Source organism: Streptomyces sp. NPDC007896 (assembly GCF_042959425.1).
Taxonomy (GTDB): domain Bacteria; phylum Actinomycetota; class Actinomycetes; order Streptomycetales; family Streptomycetaceae; genus Streptomyces.
The window spans coordinates 286458-308347 of sequence record NZ_JBIBKX010000005.1; the positions used below are offsets into that span (position 1 = coordinate 286458).

The window sequence follows — 21890 nt, forward strand, 5'->3', positions numbered from 1 at the left end:
CCGAACCTGCCGACAAGCAATTCACCGTGCAATACACCGCACGAAACGAGCGATTCGACGCCGGATTCGCGATGCGGATCCGAGGCGGGGCACGCCGACACCAGCGGCGAGCCGGCCCGCCGGAACAACGCGCGTACGAGTCACCCCAGACCGGTCATTACGACATCGCGACCCCGGCGGCCGTCCCGAACGCCTGCCCCGCGGACGTCGACGGCCCTTGAGGACGGGCTTCAGGACAGGCCTCAGGGCAGACCTCAGGGCAGACGCACCGAAATAGCGGGGCGCGATGCCGACATGCCCAATTCGGATGACCGTCCGAGGTGTTGCCGCCCGCGCGGCACCGGTGCCCCGGCGACCTGCGCCTCTCACCCCGCCGCGGCGAGAGGCGCCACGGCCGCATCGCCCCGTGCGTGACCCCGGATTCACCCGGCCCTCCACCGACCGTTGACGGGGCAGCCACACCGTGGAAATCTAATACTCAATGAAGAGAATGGAGTTCTCGTCCGCGCGATCGTAGCTGTTCGGGCAACGCCCGTATCGGAGGACTGACGCGATGGCCCTTTATCCGAAGCCGGCCGAGGGCAGCTGGACCGAGCACTACCCGGACCTGGGAACGGGAGTGATGTCGTACGAGGACTGCGTCTCACCCGAGTTCTACGCAGTCGAGCGCGAGGCGGTCTTCAAGCGGGCCTGGCTGAACGTCGGTCTTCGACCTGGACAAAAACGACTACGGCCTGCTGCCGGTGCACTGCGAGGTAGGGGCGGGGTTCGTCTTCCGGCCCAAGATGAACGGCATCGAGGCACCGCACTACCAACTCGACGGCCCGCACCGCATGGTCATCACCTCGGGCGCACCCCGCCGAATGTGGCCCGCCGACTACCAGTACGTCATCGAGATCGCCACGCGCAGCGGCCTGTTCGGCCCCTGGACGAGCCCGACCTGGGCACCGAACTGGGCGCCCGGGCCCAGCCGACCCACCATTCACGACCACCGGGACACACGCGCCCGGTGCCGAAGGGAGCGTTGCACACGGTGAACGACTTCGAGGCGATGAACTTCTTCCGGGACGACGGGCTCGTCGCGGACCCCTACCCGTACTTCGAGGCCATGCGCGGGAAGTGTCCCGTACAGCGCGAAAGCCACCACGACGTGGTGATGGTGACGGGGTACGACGAAGCGGTTCAAGTGTTCAACGACAGCGAGACGTTCTCGTCGTGCCTCTCGGTGACCGGCCCCTTCCCGGGGTTCCCGGTCCCGCTCGAAGGGGACGACGTGACCGAGCTCATCGAGCGGCACCGTGCCGAACTCCCCTTCAGCGACCAGCTTCCGACCCTCGACCCGCCGACGCACACGGACCACCGCGCGCTGCTGATGCGACTGATCACACCAAGACGCCTCAAGGAGAACGAGGCGGCGATGTGGCGGCTGGCCGACCGTCAGTTGGACACGTTCCTCGCCCAGGGCGAGGGCGACTTCATCAGCGGCTTCGCGGGCCCGTTCACCCTGCAGGTCATCACCGATCTGCTCGGCGTGCCCGACGAGGACCGCGAGGAGTTCGTCAGGGGGCTGGAGCACCGGCCGCAGACGGACGGCGGTGTGGGCAGCACGGAACGGGAGATGGAGCACACGCCGCTGGAGTATCTGTACGAGCGGTTCGCGTCCTATGTCGAGGAGCGGCGCCGCGAACCGCGGGGCGACGTGCTCTCCGGTCTGGCCTCGGCGACGTTCCCGGACGGCTCGGCACCCGACGTCGCCGATGTGGCCCGGGTGGCGACCAATCTCTTCGCGGCGGGCCAGGAGACCACGGTCCGGCTGCTCAGCTCCGCCCTCAAGCTGCTCGTCGAGCGCCCCGAGCTGCAGCGGCGACTGCGCGAGGAGCGCGACCTCATCCCCAACTTCATCGAAGAGGCACTGCGGATGGAGAGCCCGATCAAGGGCGACTTCCGGCTGTCCAGGGTGCCGACCACGGTGGGCGGTGTCGACATACCGGCCGGCACCACGGTGATGGTGCTGAACGGGGCCGCGAACCGCGACCCCCGCCACTTCGAGGAGCCGGACACCTTCGACCCCTCCCGCGCCAACGCCCGCCACCACATCGCGTTCGGACGGGGCATCCACACCTGCCCCGGTGCGCCGCTGGCCCGCGCCGAGGGCCGGGTGGCCATCGAGCGGCTCCTCGACCGCACGGCCGACATCAGGCTCTCGGAGCGCGTGCACGGCCCCGAGGGCGAGCGCCGGTACCGCTACATCCCGACGTACATCCTGCGCGGTCTGACCAACCTGAACGTCGAGTTCACCCTCGCCGAGGAGCCGGCGCGGTGAAGGCGAAGGTCGACGAGGACCGCTGCCGGGGGCACGGGGTCTGCTGGTCGCTCTGCCCCGAGGTGTTCGACCTGACCGACGACGGCTACGCGGTGGTGCTCACGCCGGAAGTACCCGTCGAGTTCGAGGACACCGTGCGTACGGCGATGGGCAGTTGCCCCGAGCGCGCCATCACGCTGGACTGACGTTCGTGGCCCGCGCACACCGCGCGGGCCACGAACGGCACCACTCCTTCACGCGGATCGCGACGGCATCTCGAACCCGGAGACGATCACGACGTTGCAGTCGGCCGCGGCCTGCCGCAGCGGCTTCGCCTCCGCGTACGCGTCCGACTCGTACCAGGCACGCGCCGCCTCAACGGACTCGAATTCGAGGACGACCGTACGGTTGCCGTGCCAGCTGCCCTCCAGGACCTGGGGCCCTGTGTCCACCGCCAGGACGGCGGCCCTGCCTTGCGCGATCGATCCCGCCTTCGTCCATCTCGCCCTCGCCGCGCGGCGGACGACCCGCATCGGGCTCAGCACGGCCGTCCTCATCCCCGGCCAGCGGTCGGTCATGACCATGGCTTCCGGCATCGCCACCGTCGCCCGTGTCTCCGGCGGGCGCTTCCGGGCGTGCTTCGGTACGGGGTTCACGGCCCGGCTCGCGGTGGGCCGGCGTCCGATGACGCTGGACGCCCTCGCCGACTACATGACGGCCCTGCGCCGGCTGCTCGCCGGGGAGACGGCGATCGCGGACGGCAAGCCGGTGCGGATGCTGCACGCGGGCGGCCTCACCGCCTCGCGACCGATCCGGGTCCCGCTCTGGATCAGCGTGTTCGGCCCCCGGGGCACGGCGCTGGCCGAGAAAGTGGCCGACGGCGTCATAGGACCTCCGCACCCCGCGCTCCCGACCGCGACCATCGTCTCCGGCACCGTGCTCGACCCCGACGAGGACCCCGACGAGGACCGCGACGCGGACCGCGTCCGGGAGGCGATCGGAGCGTGGCGGGTCGTCGACTGGCACAACGCGTACGCCAAGGGCGGCGCCGAGGCGGTCGACGCCCTGCCCGGGGGCCGGGCCTGGCGGGCGGCCCTCGAGGAACTCGGCCCCGAGGACGAACGCCATCTGCTCACCTTCGAGGGCCATGTCACTCACCTCCCCGACCGCGACCGCCGACTCCTCGGTCACATCGACCTCAAGACGATGGTCGGCGACGCGGCCCGGGTCGGCAGAAGTCTGGCGCGGCTCGCCGACCTCGGCTTCCATGAGGTCGTCTACACGCCGAGCGGGCCCGACGTCGCCCGCGAACTGCGCGCCTTCGCCACCGCCCACCGGCAGCGGCCGGTGGCGGACCACTGAACTCACTGGCGCTCACGGGCACTCACGGGCACTCACGAGGCCGCATGTGCGCTCGTACGTGCGCTCGCACGAACTCACTTGCGACCTGCTCGTGTCCGGACGGCGGCGCACACACCGCCGTCCACGAGAAGGTCGATCCCGCTGAGGAAACCGGCCTCGGACGACAACAGGAAGGCGACGGCCGCGGCAACGTCCTCGGACCGCCCCTGCCGGCCGAGCGGGGTCTGCCGCAGCAGCAGCTCCATCCCCGGATGGCTCGCGGATTCCTGCCGCCCCTGAGGAGTGTCGATCAGCCCGGGGGACACCGAGCAGACACGGGCACCGAGCGGCCCGATGCGCACCGCCTCGCGCTGGACGAAGCGGTGCACCCCGCGCTTGGCCCACGCGTACGCGATACCGGTGTCCTCGATGCCCGGCCCGACGGCCTCGTGGACGCGGTCGAGGAACCGCTCGTCGAGCGGGTCGTCCAGCACGGCGTCGACGGCCGGGTCGGGGTCGGTGCCGCCGAGCAGCGGAGCCATCGACGCGAAGCACACCAGGGCCGTGCCCTCGGTGGCGAGCGGTCGGAGCGTCCGGGCCAGCAGCGCGGTCCCGACCAGGTCGACGGTGAAGATACGACGCCAGTCGGCCATGGTGGGCGAGATGCCCGCGGCGTGGGCGACGGCGCGCAGGGTGCCCAGTTCGCCGACGCGTGCGGCGAGCCCGGCCAGGCCCTCGGCGTCGGTGATGTCGAGGACGAACGGCTCGACGACGGCGCCCCGACCGGTGGCGGACAGGTCCTTGGCCGCCGCGGTCACGGTCGCCTCGTCCCGGTCGACGAGAAGCAGCCTGTCCACCTGGTCGGTGAGCCGCTGCGCGCAGGCCAGCCCCATCCCGCGGCCGGCGCCGGTGACGATCCCGACGGTCGTCATGCGCTCATCCCCCAGAACCGCTCCAGGCTCTGCTGCGCCACCCGGCTCACGAGCTCGACGCGGTAGCCGCTGGCCGGGCTGCGCAGGAACGCGAACGGGGCGCCGTCGGCACCCTGGCGCGTCGCCTCCCGGACGAAACCGTGGCGTTCCAGTTCGGCGGCGTCCGCGGCGACGTCGTCGGACCAGTAGCCGACGTGATGAACGGCGCCGCCGGCCGCCGGTTCCCACAGGGTCCCCGGGACGCGCCGGACGATCTCGAGGCGGGGTGTCGTCGTCGAGAACACGCACCCGAGCTCGACCACCGCGTCTCCGTCCGGCAGTGTGACCGGGACCGGTCCGCTGATCTCGCCGCACCACTTGTACCCGAACAGGGAGGAGAACTCGGTCAGGGTCGTCTCGAAGTCCTCGACGACGATGCCGAGATGGAACTGGTCCTGAGCCTTCAGCACCCGGCCGACGGCCGCCTGCCCGTACTCCGTCGCTTCCAACGTGTCTCCCTCGTCATTGAGTTCAACCACCACAAAGAAGTTCATTCTTCGAAATGAGAATGATGTTCTCACGCGTGGTCGGGAAGCGCAATGGAAGGGCGGGGGAGGTCATCGCGAGGCCCGGCGACGACCTTTCTTCGTACCATCGGATGCGTGTCGCATCCCAACGGATCCGGGGGGCGCGGCGTAGGTGTTCAGGTTGCGTTCAGGTCCCTCGCGGGTCCTGGCAACTCCTGCACCAGAAGCTCCAAAGCAATGGCAAAGAACCCTGTGACCAGGGCAGTTCGTCATGTCATCGTGCGGGCATGAGCACAGAGCACCTCACCCGCCGTCGTCGCGCCGCCGGCCCCACCCATCTGGCGAGCAAGGTCCCGGAAGTCACCGTCTACTTCTGGGTGATCAAGGTGCTCACCACCGGCATGGGTGAGACCGCCTCGGACCTCCTCGCCAAGACTCTCGGGCCGATCCCCGCGGTCGGCCTCGGCGGGCTGGCCCTCGTGGTGGCGCTCGCCGTCCAGCTCAGGGCCCGTCGCTACGTCGCCTGGATCTACTGGACGGCGATCGTGATGGTCAGCGTGTTCGGCACCATGGCCGCGGACGTCCTGCACATCGGCCTGGGCGTCCCCTACACGATCTCCACCCCCTTCTTCATGGCCGCGCTGGCAGCCGTGTTCGCCGTCTGGTACGCCAGCGAGAAGACCCTCTCCATCCACAGCATCCACGCCCGCCGTCGCGAGCTCTTCTACTGGGCCACCGTGCTGGCCACCTTCGCGCTCGGTACCGCCGCCGGTGACCTCTCCGCCACGGTCGGCCTCGGCTACCTCGGTTCGGCCGTGCTGTACGCCGTCGCCATCGCCGTCCCGGCCGTCATGCACAAGTGGGGCGCGCTCAACGCGGTGGCCGCCTTCTGGACCGCGTACGTCATCACCCGCCCGCTCGGCGCCTCGGTCGCCGACTGGATGGCCCTGAGCCACGCCCGCGGCGGCCTCGACCTCGGGCTGGGACCGGTCACCCTGTCCTGGACCGTCGCCATCATCGGCTTCGTCGGCTACCTGGCCGTGTCCCGCAACGACATCGGGGACGCCGAGCGCCTCGCGTAGGACATCGGCCGTGCGGGCGGCTCGGGTCATCAGTTCATCTCGCCCGCGCCGCCGTCCCGCCAGGCGTCAGCAGATCCTCGGCAGCTGTTCCCCGATCGGCAGGTCGACCACCCGGGTACCGCCCAGCCCGGTGCGAGCCACCACCATGCCCGGATGGGCGTCCACGACCTCGCCGATGACCCTGGACTGCGTACCCAGCGGGTGCGCCCGCATGGCGTCCAGGACGGCGTCGGCGTGCTCGCGGGGCACGAACGCCACCAGCTTGCCCTCATTGGCCACGTACATCGGGTCGAGGCCCAGGACGGCGCAGGCGTTGGCGACGGCCGGCGGGACAGGGACGTCACGCTCCCGGATGACGACGCCGGTGCCCGAGGCCGCCGCGATCTCGTTCAGGGCGGCGGCCAGCCCGCCCCGGGTGGGATCGCGCAGCACATGCAGATCCGGGGTGACGGCGAGCATGGCGTCGACCAGACCGCCGAGCGCCGCACAGTCGCTCTCGATCTCCACCCCGAACTCCAGGCCCTCACGCACACTCATGATCGCCACACCGTGCACGCCGATCGCACCGCTGACCATCACGACATCGCCGGGCACGACGCGCTGCGGGCGCAGGTCTACGCCCGCCGGGATGAGCCCGATACCGGCCGTGTTGATGAAGATCCCGTCGCCGTGCCCGGCCTCGACCACCTTGGTGTCACCGGTCGCGACCTCGACGCCCGCGGCCCGCGCCGCCGCGCCGAGCGCCTCGGCCACGCGGGCGACGGTCTCCATCTCGACTCCCTCCTCCAGGATGAAGCCGCAGGAGAGGTAGGCGGCCCGGGCGCCGCTCATGGCGAGGTCGTTGACGGTGCCGTTGACGGCGAGGTCACCGATGCTGCCACCGGGGAAGAACAGTGGCCGCACCACGAAGGAGTCGGTGGAGAAGGCCATCCGGACACCGCCCAGCGACACTGCCGCGGCGTCGCCCAGCTGAGCGAGCACGTCACCGCCGAACGCGGGCGCGAAGACGTGTTGGACGAGTTCGGCGGACAGGGCTCCGCCTCCCCCGTGGCCCATGACGATCCGCGGCTGGTCGCGCAGCGGGGCCGGGCAGGTCCAGGCGGCGGGGTCGAGTACGGGCGTACGGAGTTCGGTGGTGCCGGTGGTCTCAGACAACGGGGGTCGCCTCCCGGGGCGCGGGGGTGAGGTCCAGGCGCCGGTAGAGGTAGTACGCGGCGCAGGCGCCCTCGCTGGAGACCATGGTGGCGCCGAGCGGGGTGCGGGGGGTGCAGAGCGTGCCGAACGCCTCGCACTCGTGCGGCTTGAGCAGTCCCTGCAGGACCTCGCCGCTGCGGCAGGCGGCCGGTTCGCGGGTCTGGATGCCGTCGACCGAGAAACGGTACTCGGCGTCGTACTCCCGGTACTTCGGGGACAGCCGCCAGCCGCTGTCGGGGATCACCCCGATGCCGCGCCAGGCCCGGTCCGTCACCTCGAAGACGTCCTCCAGCATGGCCCGCGCGGCCGGGTTCCCTTCCGGGCGGACGGCACGGGGGTAGGCGTTGTCGACGGTGTGTTCGCCGCGCTCCAGTTGCGCCACGGTCCGGCGTACGCCTTCGAGGATGTCCAGGGGTTCGAATCCGGTCACGACGATCGGGACGCGGAAGCGCTCCGCCAGTTCCGGGTACTCCCCCACCCCCATCACGCTGCACACGTGCCCGGCCGCCAGGAAGCCCTGGACGCGGCAGGTCGGTGACTGCATGATCGCCTCGATGGCGGGCGGTACGCGGACGTGGGACACCAGCAGGCTGAAGTTCGGGATGCCGAGCCTGCGGGCCTGATACACCGTCATCGCGTTGGGCGGCGCGGTCGTCTCGAAGCCGATGCCGAAGAAGACGACCTCGCGGTCGGGGTTCTGCTGGGCGACCCGCAGGGCGTCGAGCGGCGAGTACACGACGCGCACGTCTCCGCCCGCGCCCCGCACCTGGAACAGGTCCCGTCCCGTGCCGGGCACTCGGAGCATGTCGCCGAAGGAACAGAAGATCACCCCGGGCCGGGAGGCGATCTCCAGCGCCTTGTCGATGACCTCCAGCGGGGTCACACACACCGGACACCCCGGCCCGTGGATCAACTCGACCTGTTCCGGCAGGAGTTGGTCGATGCCGTGACGGATGATGGTGTGCGTCTGTCCGCCGCAGACCTCCATCAGCGCCCATGGCCTGGTCACCGTGGAGTGGATGTCGTCGAGCAGCCGACGTGCCAGGTCGGGGTCCTGGAACTCGTCGATGTACTTCACTTCCGCGCCTCCTCTCCCGCGGACGGCAGGGCCTCGCCCGCCTCCGCGGCCATCTCCCAGGGGTCGCCGAACTCCTCCTGCAGCAGGCCGAGGGTGGCGAACAGTTCGAGCGTCTGCTTCGCCGACTCCTCGTCGAGGCGCTGCAGGGCGAATCCGACGTGCACGATGGCGTACTCGCCGACCTGGAGGTCGGGCAGGTACTCCAGGCACACCTCCTTGACCACACCGCCGAAGTCGACGTTGGCCATCCGGGTGCCGTCCCGTTCCTCGATGTCCAGCACTCTGCCAGGTACCGCCAGGCACATGAGCCTCTCCTCGCTGTTGGTCAGTCGTTGGCTCGGGTAAGGTCCTCGGCGCGCGCGGCCACCACGAGCTGCCCGAGGGCCAGACCGCCGTCGCCCGGCGGGACCAGGTGGTGGCGCAGGACCGTGAACCCGTCCGCGCCCAGGGCCGCCGCGCAGGCGGAGGACAGCAGGGAGTTGGCGAACACCCCGCCGGTCAGGGCCACCGTCTCGACCGCGTGCCGTTCGCGGGCCAGCACGCAGACGCGGTGCACGAGCCCGGCGACGGCCCGGTGGAAGCGTGCCGCGACGACGGCCGGTCCGGCACCCGCGCGCAGGTCCTCGACGATCGCCGCGAACACCGGTGCGGGATCCGCGAGGACGAGGCCCTCGTCCACACCGCCGCGTGCCCCCTGTGCGGGGCGGGCGCCGCCGCCCGACCCGGGGCCGGTGGCCGCCGGTGGCGCACTGCCGGTCAGCCCTGCCGGTCGAAGGGCGAACGCATATGCGACAGGGTCCCCGGCGGGAGCCCGCAGCGCCGCGGCCTCCAGCTCCATCGCCGCCTGGGCCTCGTAGCCGACGGCGTGACAGACGCCCGCGAGGGAGGACACCGCGTCGAAGAGGCGGCCCATGCTGGAGGTGGGGACGCAGTTCAGATCGCGCTCCAACTGCCGCTCCAGTACGCGCCGTTCGTCGGGTGGGCAGGCGCTCACGCAGGCCAGCTCGTCCGACCACTCGATCCCCGCCGCGCGCAGATGCGCGAGCGCCATCCGGTACGGCCGCCGCACCGCCGCGTCACCGCCGGGCAGCGGCACATACGCGAGGTGCCCGAACCGGGTGAAGCCGTCGTAGTCGGCGAGCAGGATCTCCCCGCCCCACACCGCCCCGTCGTCGCCGTAGCCCGTGCCGTCGAAGGCGACCCCGATCACCGGCCGCCTGCCGTCCAGCCCGTGTTCGGCCATCGCGGCGGCGACATGGGCGTGGTGGTGCTGGACGCGTACGACGGGCCGGCCCGCCGCGTTCCGGTCGGCCCAGCGCGCCGAGCGGTATCCGGGGTGCCGGTCGGCCGCGAGCAGTTCGGGGCGTACGGGGGTGATGGACCCCAGTTGGGCCACGGCGCGTTCGAAGGCGTGCTGGGTGGCGAGGTCGTCCATGTCACCGATGTGGGCCGACAGCCAGGCCCGGCGGCCCTCGCCGAGGCAGAGCACGTTCTTCAGGTCCCCGCCGACGGCGAGGGCCGGGCGCACCGGGACCGGCAGGGTCAGCGGCAGGGGCGCGTAGCCGCGGGCGCGACGCAGCGGCAACAACGCGCCGTCGCACACGCGCACCACGGAGTCGTCGCACGGCACATGGATCGGCCGGTCGTGGGTGAGCCAGCCGTCGGCCAGCCCCGCCAGCCGCTCCAGCGCCTCCCCGTCGTCGGTGACGATCGGCTCACCGGACACGTTGCCGCTGGTCATGACGAACAGCGGGGGTCCCTCGGGGTCGCCGGGCAGTCCGAACAACAGGTGGTGCAGGGGGGTGTACGGCAGCATGACGCCGAGGTCGGGGCTGCCGGGCGCGACGGAGTCGGCGGGCCGTGGTGCCCCCGCCACGGGTACCTCCCTACGGCGGCGCAGCAGCACGATGGGGCGGGCGGCGCCGGCGAGCAGGCTCCGCTCCTCGGCACTGATCCGTACGAGGTGCCAGAGGTCGTCGAGGCTGCGGGCCATGACGGCGAAGGGTTTGTCCCCTCGGGCCTTGCGGCGGCGCAGCAGGTCGACGGCTGCGGGGTCCGTGGCGTCGCAGGCCAGGTGGTAGCCGCCGAGGCCCTTGACCGCGAGGATCGCGCCGTCCGCCAGGAGCCGGCGGGCCTCGGCGACCGGGTCCGCTCCGGCGACGGGCTCCGGAGGGCCGCTCACGCCCGGTCGGGGGACGAGCAGCCGCAGTCGCGGGCCGCAGGCCGGACAGGCGACGGGTTGCGCGTGGAAGCGACGGTCGGCCGGATCTGCGTACTCCCGGGCGCAGTCGGAGCACATCGGGAAGCCGGCCATGGTCGTGTGGGAGCGGTCGTAGGGCAAGCCGGTGACGATGGTGAACCGGGGGCCGCAGTGGGTGCAGTTGATGAAGGGGTGGCGGTGGCGCCGGTCGGCGGGATCGGCGAGTTCGCGCAGGCACTCGGCGCAGGTGGCCGTGTCCGGCGGGATCAGGGTGCCCGCCGGTCCGCCCGTGCGGGAGGCGAGGATGGTGAACGCGGCGTCACCGGTGACGGGTACGTCGTCGTGGTGTACGGAGTCCACGCGGGCCAGCGGCGGTGCCTGGACGGCGATGCGGTCACAGAACCGGGCGACGGCCGAGGGAGGGCCCTCGACCTCCGCGATGACACCCTCGGGGGTGTTGGTGACATGGCCGGACAGTTCGAGGCCGGTGGCGAGGGTGTAGACGTACGGGCGGAAGCCGACGCCCTGCACCACACCCCGTACGGTGACCCGTCGGCGCAGCGGCGTCCCGTCGGCGACGGCGGCCGGGGAGTGCGGACCGCTCACGAGTGGGAGTGCGCCATGGCGCCGGTGCCGTGCGGGTGCTCATGGCCGTGGTGATGGTGGGTGGTTGAGGTGCCGTCGGGTCGGTGTGCCATGACGGGCTCGTGGAGCGGGGCGCCGTCCGCGGCCGCCAGCGCCCGGTCGAGCAGGGCGCCGACGCCCCGGTCCCGGCGGGCCGAGGTCAGCAGCACGTCCACTCCGGGGTTGACCCGCTCGACGTTCGCGCGGAACGCCGCCTCGTCGAACTCGACGGCCTCGGCGATGTCGGTCTTGGTGACCAGCACCAGATGGGCGAGGCCGAAGGCGGTGGGGTACTTGAGCGGCTTGTCCTCGCCCTCGGTCACGGAGGCGAGTACGACTCTCAGCGTCTCCCCGAGGTCGTAGGAGGCCGGGCAGACGAGGTTGCCGACGTTCTCGACGAACAGCAGCCGGGTGTCGTCGGGCAGCCAGCCCTCCAGGTGGCGGCCGAGCATCCCGGCCTCCAGGTGGCACAGTCCGTCCGTGAGGACCTGTTTGACCGGGACGCCCGAGCGGGCCAGCCGCTGCGCGTCGTTCTCGGTGGCGAGGTCGGCGGTGAGCGCCGCGACGGGCACGGACCGTTCCCGCGCGAGCCCCAGTTCCCTCTCCAGCAGGGCGGTCTTGCCGCTGCCGGGGCTGGAGAGCAGGTTGACGACCGTGGTGCCGCGGGCCGCAAGGCCGGCGCGCAGGGTGTGCGCGGTCTCGTCGTTCTTGGCCAGGACGGCCTGCTGCAGGTCGACCACACGACACATGGTTCAGCGCTCCTCGGAGATCGGTTCGCGGGGGTGGGCGTGCGCCGGGCCGTCCTCCCACTGCACGCTGAGGATCTGGAGTTCCCGGCCCGCCAGCAGCTCTGTGGTGGCTCCGCCGCACCGCGGGCAGGTCAGCGCGGGCGGCATGCCGACCGCCCATTCGTGCGCGCAGGGTGCGCAGCGGGCCCGTCCCGGCACGGCTTCGGTGACCAGTTCGGCGCCCTCCAGCACGGTTCCGGCGCAGGCCAGTTCGAAGCAGAAGGAGAGGGCATCGGGTACCACACCGGCCAGCTCGCCCACCTGAAGCCGTACCGAGCGCACGGCCGTGACGTCACCGGCCCGCTGCGCCGCCTCTTCCACCTGGCCGATCACCGCCATCGCGAGGGACATCTCGTGCATCGACCGGTCTCCGTCTCGGGCAGGGCGTCCGCCGCCCCTCATTAGAGGGGAGGCGTCCGAGGGCGGCGGACCGGCACGCCGTCGCCGGCCGGCCGCGTACGCCGTTCGCCGCAACAGCACGGCGCGACGCGCGTGGCCGGGGGCGTGCGACCGGAAGGCGTACGACCCGGGGCGTCGGCTCACATGCCGCGGATCCGCAGATAGCGTCTGAGGTCGGGCAGGATCTGCACGAGGACGGCGGTGACAACGGCGGCCAGCGCGCCGCCGACGAGGGTCTTGATCATGGCTTCTCTCCTCACTTCGCGGCTTCGCCGACCGTGGCCCGCGGCGCGGACTCTCCCGGTTCGTCGGCCCGCAGCAATTCTTCGATCAGCCGGACTGCCTCCGGTACGGCGGCCGACACCGGCGGGCTGAGCCCGATGCCCTCCTCGACGCAGGCGGGCTCACATCCCACGACCAGCGTGCGGCGCGGCGGCTGCCCGCCGGTTGTGGCGCAGAGGGTCCCCAGCAGCGCGAGCACGGCGTCGGGGGTCATCCGGTGTCCGTCGAGCGGTGCGTCGTGCGCATCGCCCGCGTCGGCGCTGTCGTGTTCGATGACGTACAGGGTCCCGGGTCGCTCGCCGCGTGCGGTGGCGTCCACGAGGATCAGGGTGTCGTAGCCGTCGAGGACCTGGTACGCGAGATGCACGCCCCGTACGCCGATGTCCACGGCCTCGACGTGCGGGGGCAGTTGCCGCCCGGTGAGGGCGCGCACGGTTTCGACGCCGAAGCCGTCGTCCCCGAGGAAGATGTTCCCGATTCCGGCGACGAGTACCTTGCCGCTCTCCCGGCGGGGTGGGTCCGCGGGCAGGCTCATGCCTCGTCCTCCAGCGGTTCGACCTCGTCGGGCTGGAAGTAGAGGAAGCGGCCCTGTTCGCGGCGGATGTCGGCGCCCGGATCGTCCTCGACCGTCACCGCCAGGTGCACTCCGCCGTCCACGTCGTGCAGCACGGCCTCGACCTTCGCCGTACGGCCCGCGAGGAACAGGTCCTGCGCGTCGGTGCGGCGCAGTCCGGGCCGCAGCAGCACCCTGCTTCCCGCGCCCAGCGAGCGGCCGTCGACGACGATCCGGTCCTGCCCCGGGTCGAAGCCGGCGTCGCTCGCCGGGTCCCACCACGGGGTGTCGGGACGCGGCACGCCGAACTCGTCGGGGAAGCCGTCCGCGGCCGGAGCGGACGCCGTTCCCGTGCTCTCGCCCACTCCGGTCACCTCGCGCAGACTGCGCACCGCCCCGTGCAGGCGTTCCAGGACCTCCGGCGGCATGGTGTCCGCCAGGTCGATCACGGCGGCCGCCCGGTCGTCGGTGCCCCGGGCCTCGCGCTTCTCCTCGTCGGTGAGCGCGGCGGTGCGCAGGGCGAGGATCTCGTCGATCTCGGTGGCGTCGTACAGGGCCCCGGGGCTCTCCGGCGCGATGGCCGGGTGGTCCTCCAGGATGATCGGCGAGGACAGCACCACGTCCCCGCGCCCGGGTTCGCCGGCGAGGACCGGCCAGGTGTGCAGATTGCGACAGGACGCGACCGCGCCCTTCGCCCACTCGGGGGGATCCGTCATCGACAGGAACGATCCCGCGCTCAGCCCCATGAGGAGGTGGGTGGCGACCAGGGAGCGCGGGAGGGCCGCGTCCCGGTCGGCCGCCGTGCCGTCGGGGGGTGTCCAGGTGCTGGTGTTCTCGACGATCGCGGTGAGCCGCAGCACGCGGTAGGGCCCGTCGAGTTCGCTCGCGGACAACCGGAGTACGCCGCTCGTCTCCTCGTAGCGGCGGACCATCCGGCCGACGACGCGACCGGTCTCGTCGAGGACGGGCTCGGTGTCCTCACCCGCGGGGCGGTCGAAGGGGACCCGCACTCCGTCGCCCAGGAGTTCGTCGACGGGCATGACCGCCTCGACGCGCTCCTCCGTTCCCTCGTCCCAGGGGACCAGGGTCCGGTCGCCGAGCCGTAGTTCGGGAACCGTCTCGAAGCCGCCGTCCGGGCGTGCCTGCTGGACCGTGCGGCGCCGGGCGCGCAGGAAGCGCAGCTCGACCGCGAGGGTGGCGTCCGCCTTGGGTTCCATCAGGCATTCGGTGTGCTGGAAGTCGTACTCCTCGCAGTCGGCGCCCCAGGCGGGCGGGACGAGCACGCCGAACTGCCAGCGCAGCCGGTTCTTGGCCGCCGAAGCACGGTACGGGTAGAGCACATAGCCCTCGAAGAGGACGGCGTCGGCCACCTGCCGGGCGAGGGCGAGGCGGGCCTCGGTCTCCGGGGCGAACGTGGTCACGCTCACGGAGCGGTCCTTCCGGTGGTGCTGGTGATGCCGGTGAGACTGAATCTTCGGGGTGGTGCGGGAGCCGTCCCGCCACTCTCGTCGAGCAGGGCCCGCACGGTCGCCTCCCAGGAGGGCAGGGCTCGTCGGGAGCGGAAGGCGAGCAGGGCGTCCATGGTGTCGCGGGGCAGCCTGATCCAGCCGCAGCCGGGGAAGTGCTGCTCGACCATCTCCCGCCAGGTGGCCACCGGCATCCGGAAGACCGCTTCCCGGTCCCACGGGACGGGTTCGACGCGAAAGCCGCCCGCTCCGGTGAACGCCGTGCCGGAGAACAGCATCAGCAGCGGCACCTCACCGCTGGTCAGCGCGTCGAAGTAGCGGGTCGCGGCGATGTCCATGTCGTACGTGCACGGCACGACGAGGTCCGTCTCGGTCTCCCCGGTGAAGGCGGGGACCATGACGGAGACCTGGGCGAACTGCACCGGCTGGAGGGTGCTGCCCCAGCGCGCGCGCTCGCCGAAGAGGTCGGCGAGCCCTTCGGCCTCCGCGGTCTCGTAGCCGCGCTTGGCGGGCTCGATGCGGATCTGGCAGCGCAGGGCCATGGCGTGGACCGGTTCGTCGCCGGTCGCGGTGATGTGCAGCCGGAAGACCAGGGTCGGTCCGGCGGCGAACCGGTCCGCGTGCACGCCGGTGCAGGTGAAGGCGAACTCCGTCACGCCGGGCGCTCCTCGCGTACGGGGCGGGCGCGTTGCCCGACGTGTTCGAAGAAGGTGTCGAGGGCGGCGCGGGCCTCGGCGCCGCCGTCGAAGCCCTGCCACAACAGGCGCATCCGGCCGACCAGTTCGTAGCAGATGTCGACGGGCACGAGATAGCACTCGCAGCGGCCCTCGTGACGGCGCAGCAGCAGCGCCTCCACATCGGGTTCGAGCAGTTCGGCGAGGCGGCTGTCGCCGAGGACGGCGGTCCATGTCGCCGGATCGAGCTCACTCTCGGTGGCCCCGGCCGGGCTCGGATAGAGGGCCACCAGCCGGTCGAGCGCGGCGTTGCGGAAGAAGAAGGCGACACCGACCGGGATCTGCAGCGCCTCCCAGGCACCCGCGTCGAGGTGGTGGTCCGGGTCGGTGAGAAAGCGGTCCGGAACCGCGCGGAAACGGCCGCGTGCGGCGCCCGGCTGTTCCATCAGCAGGGCGCAGGACGTACAGGCGCAGACGATGGCCCGGTGCTCGATGTCCACCAGGTGGCGGTGGCGTGCCTCGTCCACCGCCGCCGCGCACAGTCCGCACCGCTCCGGCCGCGGTTCACGTCCGGTCAGGAACCTGCGCAGCCCGGAGCCGCGCGTGGCCGGGCGGGGAGCCGGGGGCGCGCTCATGGGGCCTTCGCCGGGGCCGGGCGGGCGGTGGTGCCTGCGCGGGCCCCGGGGCCGGTGCCGATCTGAAGGAGCGGGGGCTCCCCTGAGCGGTCGGCGGTCTGTACCTCGACCGCCGTGACCTCCGGCGCGAAGCAGGCGAGCGCGTCCTCGGCCGCCTGCTGGGCCGTCGTAGCGCTCGCCGCGCAGCCGCATCCGCCGCCTCCGGCCGCCCGCAGCCGGAGGGTGCCCGTCTCCTCGTCGAAGTCCACGACGTCCAGTTCGTGGTCGCGGACGCTGTCGAGCGCGCGGGTGATGCGGGTCGTGCGGTCCTCGGGGTGCAGGTCGTGCAGGACGAGGAGGCTCGCGACCAGTTCGTCGCCGAGCAGACCCGCCAGGGGATCGCCGGGGGTTCTGCGGCCCACGGGCGTGGACAGCAGGTGGAGCAGCCGGGCCAGGCCCGCCCCGTAGAAGTCCATGAGGGCCTGGACGAGTTCCTCGGCCGCCGCGCGGGCGGCCGGGTCACCGGTGGTGGCGAGCCGGTCGAGTACGTCCTCGATCCGCTGCCCGGTGCGCACCGCGTCGACCGCCGGTGCCGCCCTCGTCGCGTCGATGGTCGTGCCCGCGCTCATCCGCCCAGTCCGCTCAGGCCGGTGGGCATGTGCATCTTCTGGACGGTCTTGCCGCCACCGACGTACATGTGCACGCCGCACGGCAGACAGGGGTCGAAGCTGCGGACGGCACGCATGATGTCGATGCCCTTGAAGTTCTCCGGGGAGTTCTCCTCGAAGATCGGCGTGTTCTGCACGGCGTCCTCGTAGGGGCCGGGCGTGCCGTAGGTGTCCCGGGTGCTGGCGTTCCACGGGGTCGGCGGGTACGGGTGGTAGTTGGCGATCTTGCCGTCACGGATCACCATGTGGTGGGAGAGCACACCGCGGACCGCCTCGGTGAAGCCGACGCCGATGCTCTCGTCGGGCACCTCGAACTTCTCCCAGGTCTGGGTGCGTCCGGCGCGGACCTCCTCAAGCGCCTTCTCCGTGAAGTGCAGGGCGACGGCGGCGGTGTAGGCCTGGAAGTAGGTGCGCGCGCGGTTGCGTTCCAGCGCGTTGCTCCAGCGCGGGATCTTCCACTCGAAGGTGGTCTCGGGCTTGGTCATGGTGCGCGGCAGGTTGATGACCACGCTGTGGCCGGTCGCCTTCACATAGCCCGTGTCGACGAGGCCGGACAGGGCGGTGGACCACAGGCGGGCGATGGGGCCGCCGCCGGTGTCGAGGGCGAGGTGGTCCTTGCCGTCGAACCAGCGGGGCGACATGACCCAGCTGTACTTGTCGTCGAAGTTCCGCTTCTGCGGGGCGGGGATGGTGTGCTGGTTCCACGGGTGGCGCGGGTCGACCGGGTTGCCGAGCGGGTCGTGGGTGACGAACTGCTCCTGGCCCTCCCAGTCCTCGTAGTACGAACTGCCCAGCAGGATGCGGATACCGAGATTGATCTTGGTGAGGTCGTTGGTGACGAGCTTGCCGTCGACGATCACGCCGGGGGTGACGAACATCCGCCGGCCCCAGTCCGTCATGTTGGCGTAGGTGAAGTCGCAGTACTCGGGGTCGTTGAGCGCGCCCCAGCAGCCGAGCAGCACCCGTCGGCGTCCCACTTCCTCGTACCCGGGCAGGGCCTCGTAGAAGAAGTCGAACAGGTCGTCGTGGAGGGGGACGACCCGCTTCATGAACTCCACGTAGCGCATCAGACGGCTGAGGTAGTCCGTGAAGAGCTGGACGGAGGCGATGGTGCCGACGCCGCCCGGGTAGAGCGTGGAGGGGTGCACATGGCGGCCCTCCATGAGGCAGAACATCTCGCGGGTGTAGCGGCTCACCTGGAGCGCCTCGCGGTAGAACTCGCCTTCGAGGGGGTTGAGGGACCGCATGATGTCGGCGATCGTGCGGTAGCCGTGCTCGGCGGCGTGCGGTGCCTCGGTGCGCTCGGCGAGTTCGAGGACGCCCGGGTTGGTCTCCTTGACCATCTTCTCGCAGTAGTCGACCCCGACCAGGTTCTCCTGGAAGATGTTGTGGTCGAACATGTACTCGGCGGACTCGCCGAGGTTGATGATCCACTCACCGAGGTGCGGGGGCTTCACGCCGTACGCCATGTTCTGCGTGTAGACGGAACAGGTGGCGTGGTTGTCCCCGCAGATCCCGCAGATGCGGCTGGTGATGAAGTGCGCGTCGCGGGGGTCCTTGCCGCGCATGAAGACGCTGTAGCCGCGGAAGACGGACGAGGTGCTGTAGCACTCCGCGACCCGCTTCTGCTTGAAGTCGATCTTCGTGTGGATTCCCAGGCTGCCCACGATCCTCGTGATCGGGTCCCAGGCCATCTCCATCAGGCCGCTACCGTCGCCGGCCGCCTTCGTCTTCGGTGCCATCGTGTGTGTCGTGCCCTTCTTCGCGGGTGGTCCGGGAGGGTGTGGACGGGGTGGTGGAGCTGTGTCTCAGGTGGGGCGGGGGTTCACCACGGCGGCCGGTATCCGGTGGTGATCTTGTCTCCCGTGTGGCGCCACTTCGGTTCCTTGTCCACGGTGTTGATCGTGAGCGACCTGAGTCTGCGGACCACCGCGCCGTAGGCGCCGCTGGCCTTGGAGGACAACTTCGCGCCCGGAGGTTCGTCCATGAACGGCATGAACTTGTCGGGGAACCCGGGCATGGTGCAGGCGATGCAGATGCCGCCGACGTTCGGACAGCCGCCGATGCCGTTCATCCAGCCCCGCTTGGGCACGTTGCACTTGACGACCGGGCCCCAACAGCCCAGCTTCACCAGGCACTTGGGTGAGTCGTAGGTGGTCGCGAACTCGCCCTGCTCGTAGTAGCCCGCGCGGTCGCAGCCCTCGTGCACGGTGGCGCCGAACAGCCAGGACGGGCGCAGCTTGTCGTCGAGGGGGATCATCGGGGCGGAGCCGGCCGCCTGGTAGAGCAGGTACGTCAGTGTCTCGGCGAAGTTGTCGGGCTGGATGGGGCAGCCGGGTACGCACACGATGGGGATGCCGGCGTGCGACTTCCACTCCCAGCCGAGGTAGTCGGGCACGCCCATCGCGCCGGTCGGGTTGCCCGCCATGGCGTGGATGCCGCCGTACGTGGCACAGGTGCCGATGGCGACGACGGCGAGTGCCTTGGGCGCGAGCCGGTCGATCCACTCGCTGGTCGTGATCGGCTGCCCGGTCTCGGGGTTGTCGCCGAAGCCGCACCAGTAGCCCTCGGGCTTGATCGACTCGTTGGGGATGGACCCCTCGACGACCAGCACGAACGGGTCGATCTCGCCCCGCTCCCCCTTGAAGAACCACTCGATGAACGTGTCCGCGCCGCCGACCGGACCGCATTCGAAGTCGATGAGGGGCCAGTGGACGGCGATCTTGGGCAGCCCCGGCAGAGCGCTGAGCGCGATCTGTTCGATGCTCGGCTGCATGGCCGCCGTCAGCGCGACGGAGTCGCCGTCGCAGCTCAGCCCGGCGTTGATCCAAAGGATGTGGATCGTGGGCGTCTCGTCGGCGGGCGCACCACCGGCGTTCGTCGCGCCGGCCGTACTGGGTGTCGCCGCTGTCATGGGACCGCCTCCTCGGGGAGGTGAGGGACAAAAGCCTGCATTTCGACCATCAGCTCTCTTGGTACCAGCCATCCGGCCGACGTGAGAGGTCTTCCAGGGCCGTTCCAGTGACAGGCGCCAGCGGGGACCGCCCCGCTCCCGCCGCCGTCCTCGTGGCCGTGGTCGCCGTGAGGTCGAGGTGCGGCGGGGTGGCCTCCGGTCGTCGCTTGTGGACGAACGCGCGGCGCAGTGCGTGGTACGGGGCGTCCGGGTCGTCGAAGGTGCGGCGCATCCGGCTCAGCTCCCGCTCCCGGAAGGCGGCCAGGGGCTCGCCGCACTCCTGGCGTTCCAGTTCGGCCTTCTTCGCGGCGATCCGCGACGGTGATCCCGGCAGTGCCGCAAGCCGGGCCGCGAGGCGGCCGACCTCCGCGGCGAAGTCCCCGGGGCCGCAGTCGACCACCCGGTCGACGAGCCCGAGGTCGCGGGCGCTCGCCGCGCTCATCGGCAGGGCCTCGCCCAGGAGCCGGTCGGCAGTCGCCGCACCCACGCGGCGCGGCAGTGTGTACGTCCAGTACTCCGAGCCGTACAGGCCCATGAGCCGGTAGTGCGGGTTGAGTACGGCGCCGGCGCGGCACCAGACCTCGTCGGCGGCGAGGGCGAGCATCGTCCCGCCCGCAGCGGCGTTGCCCGCGACTGCCGAGACCACGAGCCGGTCCGTGGTGGTCAGGACCGCCTCGACGAGGTCGTCGATGGCGTTGATGTTGGCCCAGGACTCGGCGGCGGGGTCCTCGGCGGCCTCGATGACGTTGAGGTGGATCCCGTTGGAGAAGAAGTCCCGCTGCCCGCCCAGCACCAGCACCGAGGTGGGCCGCGCACACGCCTGACGATAGGCGTCGAGAAGGCGTCGGCACTGCGTGGTGCTCATCGCTCCGCCGGGGAACGAGAACGAGAGGACTCCGACGCTCCCCTCCTCCCGGTACCCGATGTCCGTCCAGGTACGTCGGCACGGGTCCGCGCCATCCGGTGCGGCGAGCTCCGGCAGGGACGGCAGCCGGTCGCCGAGGGCCTGTGCGGCGGGCAGTTTGTACGTGGGCGGCTGTCCCGGTGCGCGCCTGCGCCGCAGCTCGGGGATCCAGACGGCGCCGTCCGTCGTGGCCCGGCAGATCGCCCCGGCCCGGGTGGCCAGCAACTCCCCCGGGACACCGCGCAGACCGCCCTCAAGGTGGCCGCCGTGCAGGTACCACTCGGCGCCGCACAGCACGTCCAGCACGCCGGGCTGCGAGTCCGCCGCGCGCAGCTTGCGCAGGACGGTCGCCGTGGAGTCGACGTCCCAGTCGATCCGCCGGACGCTCTGGTCGAGGTACGGGCGGATGCGCACCGGGGTGTACTCGGCGTGGGCCGGACCCTGTGGGCGCGGGGTGTGGGTCCCGGAGGCGAAGCGTTCCACGGCGAGCAGGACGGCCGTGAGCGCGGCGTCGGCGATCTCGCCCCGGTACAGGTCGCTCTTGCCCACCGGCGGGACCACGCAGTCGACGGACGCCCAGACGTCCCCGGCGTCCATGTCCTCGACCGCCTGAAGGACCGTGACCCCCCATCGGTCGGCGCCCCGCTGGATCGCCCAGTCCAGCGAGGACGGCCCCCGGTCCCCGAAGGGCCCCGGGTGGACGATGAAGCACGGGTACGCGGCCCATACCTCGCGGGGGATCGCCGTCTTCAGCATCGGCGCGAGTACGAGGTCAGGCGCGTGCCGTCGGACGGCCTCGGCCAACGGGCGCTCGAGCAGCGCGAGTTCCACCGCGACCGTGTGCCCGTGGTCGCGCAGTTCGACGTGGACGCGCTGGGTGAGACTGTTGAAGGCGCTGGCCACGAGCAGGATGTGCACGGCGAGCTCCGGCGGCGGACGGTGCGGGCGGCGACGCCCCGGTCGACTGCGATGCTCGGACACGCCGAACCGCCGGGCCCCGACGACAGGCTGAGGGGTCACCCGAAAGCGGACGCCTACCCGCCACCCGGCGGCCCCGTGTCTGCGACATGAGCCGCCGGACAGGACCTAGGCGCGGTACGTCGCCTCGTCGAAGTCGGCGGGCAGACCGCCCCCGGTCAGGTCCCAGGCCCAGAGTCCGACGAACGCGCCGGTGAACCCGAGGGCGCGGATCGATCCGGTCGCCCTCCATCTCCTCTGCGTGTTCGTCGCAGAGCACGGTCGCGTCGAGCGTCGGGCCGAGGGGACGCCAGCCGGGGCCCGTGTCGTAGCGGAAGCGCAGGGCTGATCCGTCGAGGTCGAGACCGAGGCG

General features: G+C 71.5%; 23 protein-coding genes. 5 read left to right on the forward strand and 18 right to left on the reverse strand.

The window, feature by feature from the left end:
* The first annotated feature begins 743 nt into the window (after positions 1 to 743).
* Genes ACFZDJ_RS18695 through ACFZDJ_RS18705 form a run of 3 tightly spaced genes read left to right on the forward strand, consistent with a single transcriptional unit; the run spans position 744 to position 2508 of the window.
* Positions 744 to 1037, forward strand: a complete 294-nt coding sequence (locus tag ACFZDJ_RS18695; RefSeq protein WP_390935363.1) for a hypothetical protein — start codon at positions 744 to 746, stop codon at positions 1035 to 1037.
* Positions 1034 to 2323 carry a cytochrome P450 gene (locus ACFZDJ_RS18700; RefSeq protein ID WP_391060193.1) on the forward strand — a complete coding sequence of 430 codons (1290 nt, stop codon included), beginning with the start codon at positions 1034 to 1036 and terminating at the stop codon, positions 2321 to 2323. The genes ACFZDJ_RS18695 and ACFZDJ_RS18700 overlap by 4 nt, the downstream gene beginning before the upstream one ends.
* The gene (locus tag ACFZDJ_RS18705) at positions 2320 to 2508 is read left to right on the forward strand and encodes a ferredoxin (RefSeq protein ID WP_391060195.1); all 189 of its coding nucleotides are present in this window, start codon (positions 2320 to 2322) and stop codon (positions 2506 to 2508) included. Before ACFZDJ_RS18700 ends, ACFZDJ_RS18705 begins: the two co-directional genes overlap by 4 nt.
* Before the next feature lie 48 nt (positions 2509 to 2556).
* On the opposite strand, the gene ACFZDJ_RS18710 is transcribed toward ACFZDJ_RS18705, so the two are convergent.
* Positions 2557 to 2754 (reverse strand): DUF1330 domain-containing protein, encoded by a 198-nt coding sequence (locus ACFZDJ_RS18710; protein WP_391060197.1) that lies wholly within the window; start codon positions 2752 to 2754, stop codon positions 2557 to 2559.
* Here ACFZDJ_RS18710 and ACFZDJ_RS18715 point away from each other — a divergent pair.
* A complete protein-coding gene (locus ACFZDJ_RS18715; protein WP_391060199.1) occupies positions 2747 to 3664 on the forward strand; it encodes an LLM class flavin-dependent oxidoreductase in 918 nt (305 codons plus the stop codon). The two genes, ACFZDJ_RS18710 and ACFZDJ_RS18715, sit on opposite strands and share 8 nt — an antisense overlap.
* A 74-nt stretch (positions 3665 to 3738) precedes the next feature.
* Here the strand turns inward: ACFZDJ_RS18715 and ACFZDJ_RS18720 are convergent, their stop codons facing one another.
* Both ACFZDJ_RS18720 and ACFZDJ_RS18725 read right to left on the reverse strand, forming a co-directional pair.
* On the reverse strand, positions 3739 to 4575 hold the full coding sequence (locus ACFZDJ_RS18720; protein WP_168498812.1) for an SDR family oxidoreductase: 837 nt from the start codon (positions 4573 to 4575) through the stop codon (positions 3739 to 3741).
* On the reverse strand, positions 4572 to 5063 hold the full coding sequence (locus ACFZDJ_RS18725) for a VOC family protein (RefSeq protein WP_390935353.1): 492 nt from the start codon (positions 5061 to 5063) through the stop codon (positions 4572 to 4574). The genes ACFZDJ_RS18720 and ACFZDJ_RS18725 overlap by 4 nt, the downstream gene beginning before the upstream one ends.
* Before the next feature lie 305 nt (positions 5064 to 5368).
* On the opposite strand from ACFZDJ_RS18725, the gene ACFZDJ_RS18730 reads away from it, so the two are divergent.
* Positions 5369 to 6163, forward strand: coding sequence for a hypothetical protein (locus ACFZDJ_RS18730; protein WP_391060201.1), 795 nt, complete (start codon positions 5369 to 5371; stop codon positions 6161 to 6163).
* A gap of 66 nt (positions 6164 to 6229) precedes the next feature.
* Here ACFZDJ_RS18730 and hypE read toward each other — a convergent pair whose 3' ends face one another.
* The 15 genes from hypE to ACFZDJ_RS18805 all read right to left on the reverse strand — a co-directional run bounded on the left by hypE (position 6230) and on the right by ACFZDJ_RS18805 (position 21478).
* Complete coding sequence (gene hypE / locus ACFZDJ_RS18735; protein WP_384915561.1) at positions 6230 to 7219, reverse strand: hydrogenase expression/formation protein HypE; 990 nt, start codon at positions 7217 to 7219, stop codon at positions 6230 to 6232.
* A gap of 91 nt (positions 7220 to 7310) precedes the next feature.
* Positions 7311 to 8435 carry a hydrogenase formation protein HypD gene (gene hypD / locus ACFZDJ_RS18740; RefSeq protein ID WP_384915196.1) on the reverse strand — a complete coding sequence of 375 codons (1125 nt, stop codon included), beginning with the start codon at positions 8433 to 8435 and terminating at the stop codon, positions 7311 to 7313.
* Positions 8432 to 8740: a HypC/HybG/HupF family hydrogenase formation chaperone gene (locus tag ACFZDJ_RS18745; protein ID WP_054232499.1), complete on the reverse strand. Its 309-nt coding sequence runs from the start codon at positions 8738 to 8740 to the stop codon at positions 8432 to 8434. The genes hypD and ACFZDJ_RS18745 overlap by 4 nt, the downstream gene beginning before the upstream one ends.
* A 20-nt stretch (positions 8741 to 8760) precedes the next feature.
* Positions 8761 to 11241 carry a carbamoyltransferase HypF gene (hypF, locus tag ACFZDJ_RS18750; RefSeq protein WP_391060203.1) on the reverse strand — a complete coding sequence of 827 codons (2481 nt, stop codon included), beginning with the start codon at positions 11239 to 11241 and terminating at the stop codon, positions 8761 to 8763.
* Positions 11238 to 12008, reverse strand: a complete 771-nt coding sequence (gene hypB, locus ACFZDJ_RS18755) for a hydrogenase nickel incorporation protein HypB (protein WP_391060205.1) — start codon at positions 12006 to 12008, stop codon at positions 11238 to 11240. The genes hypF and hypB overlap by 4 nt, the downstream gene beginning before the upstream one ends.
* A gap of 3 nt (positions 12009 to 12011) precedes the next feature.
* Positions 12012 to 12407 carry a hydrogenase maturation nickel metallochaperone HypA gene (gene hypA, locus ACFZDJ_RS18760; RefSeq protein WP_384915187.1) on the reverse strand — a complete coding sequence of 132 codons (396 nt, stop codon included), beginning with the start codon at positions 12405 to 12407 and terminating at the stop codon, positions 12012 to 12014.
* A 179-nt stretch (positions 12408 to 12586) separates the two neighbouring features.
* Positions 12587 to 12691: a DUF6893 family small protein gene (locus tag ACFZDJ_RS18765; RefSeq protein WP_391060207.1), complete on the reverse strand. Its 105-nt coding sequence runs from the start codon at positions 12689 to 12691 to the stop codon at positions 12587 to 12589.
* A gap of 11 nt (positions 12692 to 12702) precedes the next feature.
* Positions 12703 to 13263, reverse strand: a complete 561-nt coding sequence (locus tag ACFZDJ_RS18770; protein WP_391060209.1) for a hydrogenase maturation protease — start codon at positions 13261 to 13263, stop codon at positions 12703 to 12705.
* On the reverse strand, positions 13260 to 14708 hold the full coding sequence (locus tag ACFZDJ_RS18775) for a hypothetical protein (protein ID WP_391060211.1): 1449 nt from the start codon (positions 14706 to 14708) through the stop codon (positions 13260 to 13262). Before ACFZDJ_RS18775 ends, ACFZDJ_RS18770 begins: the two co-directional genes overlap by 4 nt.
* Positions 14705 to 15403, reverse strand: coding sequence for a DUF6084 family protein (locus ACFZDJ_RS18780; protein WP_391060213.1), 699 nt, complete (start codon positions 15401 to 15403; stop codon positions 14705 to 14707). Before ACFZDJ_RS18780 ends, ACFZDJ_RS18775 begins: the two co-directional genes overlap by 4 nt.
* Positions 15400 to 16056, reverse strand: coding sequence for a DUF5947 family protein (locus tag ACFZDJ_RS18785; protein ID WP_384915176.1), 657 nt, complete (start codon positions 16054 to 16056; stop codon positions 15400 to 15402). The genes ACFZDJ_RS18780 and ACFZDJ_RS18785 overlap by 4 nt, the downstream gene beginning before the upstream one ends.
* Entirely contained in the window at positions 16053 to 16664 is a 612-nt protein-coding gene (locus ACFZDJ_RS18790; protein ID WP_391060215.1) for a hypothetical protein, read from the reverse strand. The genes ACFZDJ_RS18785 and ACFZDJ_RS18790 overlap by 4 nt, the downstream gene beginning before the upstream one ends.
* The gene (locus ACFZDJ_RS18795) at positions 16661 to 18445 is read right to left on the reverse strand and encodes a nickel-dependent hydrogenase large subunit (RefSeq protein WP_391060217.1); all 1785 of its coding nucleotides are present in this window, start codon (positions 18443 to 18445) and stop codon (positions 16661 to 16663) included. The genes ACFZDJ_RS18790 and ACFZDJ_RS18795 overlap by 4 nt, the downstream gene beginning before the upstream one ends.
* An 83-nt stretch (positions 18446 to 18528) precedes the next feature.
* Entirely contained in the window at positions 18529 to 19617 is a 1089-nt protein-coding gene (locus tag ACFZDJ_RS18800; RefSeq protein ID WP_168514227.1) for a hydrogenase expression protein HypE, read from the reverse strand.
* Positions 19618 to 19666: 49 nt separating this feature from the next.
* Positions 19667 to 21478 (reverse strand): enoyl-CoA hydratase-related protein, encoded by a 1812-nt coding sequence (locus ACFZDJ_RS18805; protein ID WP_391060219.1) that lies wholly within the window; start codon positions 21476 to 21478, stop codon positions 19667 to 19669.
* Between the last annotated feature and the right edge of the window lie 412 nt (positions 21479 to 21890).